Genomic DNA, 2,071 nt, shown 5'->3' on the forward strand with positions numbered 1-2,071 from the left:
ATAAATTAGTATATCACTAATATCAGGATTTATATTTTGTTTTTTACATGCTTTATATATAAAATTGTTTGAGCTAACTTCTTCCTTTTTTTGTATTAGTATATATTTATTGTTTTTATTTTGATTTTCATTGTTTGTTTCATAGACAGCTTGAGCCGTAGACCCACTTCCTGCGAAAAAATCCAAAACATAATCTTCACTATCTGTAGCGATCATAATGAGAAATTTTATTAACTCTACAGGCTTAGGAGTGTCAAAAATACCATCAATTCCCATTTTTTTTAAATCATTTGTTCCTTGTCTTGAAAAAAAATTTAAAACAGATGGAGTATTATCAAAAGATTCTTCCAAATACCTTTTTTCATAAGGTCGGTTGTTTCTAAAAAATAATAAATTATTTTTATAAAGATTAATAAACTTTTGATCACTTACCCAACCTCTCTTTGGTAAGGGGGCAAGCTTTAAATTTATTTCTGGTATATCCACCTCTCTTGGTTTGCTAGGTGTAGATAAGTCCATTGGGAAAAATATTTTTCCTTTTTCATCTATACAATTATAATTTTTTAACCACGATATTTCATTCTCCTTACATAATTGAAAAATAATGCTTTTTATTTCTTTACAAGCTCTTTCATATCCTTTGGTTTAATTAATTTATTTACTTTTTTATACAAACTAGAGATTATAGCTTTATCTCTAGAAATTAATAACCTACTAGTTTTAAAAGGACTTACTTTTTTTTTATTTTTAGAAAAACAAAGAATATACTCATGAATAGTATTTATTTGTTTTGCATTACTTCTCAGAGATTGTTTTGTAATAAAAGTACCAATAAAGTTATCTTTACCAAAAATTTCATCACAAATAATTTTTAAATTTGCCTGTTCGTTATCATCTATACTTATAAATATAACACCATTATCTGTTAATAATTCTTTTGCTATTACTAATCTTTGTTTTATAAAAATAGCCCAATCATTACTACAATAATTATCTATATAACTTTTATTTGTTTTAGTGTTATAAGGAGGGTCAATATAAATCATTTTTATCTTATTATAAAATTTTTTAAACTCTTTACTTTGCATAACATCGAGATTATTTCCTATGAAAATATGATTTTTATTCATTATCACTTCCTATTAATGATAAAATTTTAATAATTTCATCAAATTCATCTTTATCACATTCTAAATTTTCTTTATCTTTGTTTTGATTTTCCATAATGTTATATCCTTTCCATCATTTTAAAAAAATATTGTAGTTGCTGTATTTCTTAAATTATATCTAAATACAAATTCATCTACATAGCTTTGTAAATATTTACTTGATACTTTATGATAAGTAGCATTAATAGACTTTTTTAGTTGACTCCAAAAGCCTTCTATTGTATTTGTATAATATAATCCATTTACATATTCTTTTGATCCATGATTTACTATATTATGTCTATAACCATTTTTTGATATATTATTATAACTTTTATATTCATCTGTGCTAATATTAGAATTTTCATCAATAGTATTTGAAATAAAATTCATTACTGTAATTGACTTAGTGTCTTGTGTTACTTTTGCTAGTAAGTTTTCTTGTCTTTCTACAGTTCCTATTATAGGTGTTTTAGTTTTTAATGATCTTCCTTGAGTATTGGAAATTCTTTTAGCTTCATGCTTATTAGATTCCTTACCTCCGTAGTATGTTTCATCAATTTCTACAATATTTTTTAAATTATCTTTATTTCTATTATCAAATAATAGTCTGATTTGTTTAGCCATTCTCCATGCTATTTTGTAAGTAACATCTAGTTGTCTTTCTAATTCTTTTGCAGATACTCCATTTTTTTGAACAAGAGAATAAAAATATAGCATAAAACCAATTTTTTAAACTTGTTGATGACTTATGAAATATAGTATTCGCTAATGGATGTATTTGATGCCCATAATGAGAACATGAATAACATTTTCTATTAGATACTTTATAAAAACTAAATGTCTTACTACAATAAGGACACAATTTTATATTAGAATATTTATTTCTAAATATTGTCTCTAAACAATCATTATCATTTTTA

At 23.8% G+C, this 2,071-nt stretch carries 3 protein-coding genes; all 3 read right to left on the reverse strand.

Annotated elements, in window-relative coordinates:
- Positions 1 to 519: DNA methyltransferase (locus ACQCX0_RS03215; protein WP_462562729.1), on the reverse strand; the 519-nt coding region annotated here is incomplete at its 3' end.
- Between the two features lie 92 nt (positions 520 to 611).
- Entirely contained in the window at positions 612 to 1,130 is a 519-nt protein-coding gene (locus ACQCX0_RS03220) for a DNA methyltransferase (protein WP_462562730.1), read from the reverse strand.
- A gap of 117 nt (positions 1,131 to 1,247) precedes the next feature.
- Positions 1,248 to 1,868 carry an IS1595 family transposase gene (locus ACQCX0_RS03225; RefSeq protein ID WP_462562731.1) on the reverse strand — a complete coding sequence of 207 codons (621 nt, stop codon included), beginning with the start codon at positions 1,866 to 1,868 and terminating at the stop codon, positions 1,248 to 1,250.
- Positions 1,869 to 2,071: the final 203 nt, after the last annotated feature.

The sequence above is a fragment of the Candidatus Hepatincolaceae symbiont of Strigamia maritima genome, assembly GCF_055505085.1.